We start from the raw sequence: 359 nt of genomic DNA, 5'->3' as shown, positions 1-359 counted from the left end.
CCCCCCCCGAGGGCGCAGCAGGTAGGCGCAGGCCGCCACCGCCACCGGGTCGGCGGCGGGTGGGACGACGCCCGAGCGCAGCCCCTCGGCCAGCTCGGGCCAGACCTGGTCCACCCGGGCGGCCACCCGCCCCCGGAAGTCGTCGTCGGTCTCCAACTGCGCGGCGATCTGGGGTCCGGCCAGCCGGGCGCGGCGGCGCGGTTCGAACCGCGCCACCCGCCGCAGCAGCGGGGGCAGCTCGCTCGTGGGCATGCCGCCCAGCACGTCGGAACCGTACTCGACCACCCTCGCCCGGACCTGCTCCGGCAGGGGTCTGCGCAGCCGCTCGTCCTCGGCGTCGGCCCGCTCCCCGCGGTCCG

Annotated in this window: 1 pseudogene; it reads right to left on the bottom strand. The window is 79.1% G+C overall.

The window, feature by feature from the left end:
• A pseudogene (locus D471_RS35080) lies at positions 1-321 on the bottom strand (NYN domain-containing protein); the annotation flags it as partial.
• Positions 322-359: the final 38 nt, after the last annotated feature.

The organism is Nocardiopsis lucentensis DSM 44048 (assembly GCF_000341125.1).
GTDB classification, from domain to species: Bacteria; Actinomycetota; Actinomycetes; order Streptosporangiales; family Streptosporangiaceae; genus Nocardiopsis; species Nocardiopsis lucentensis.
The sequence above is the reverse complement of the archived record's forward strand: the minus strand, read 5'-3'. Positions and strand labels throughout refer to the sequence as shown.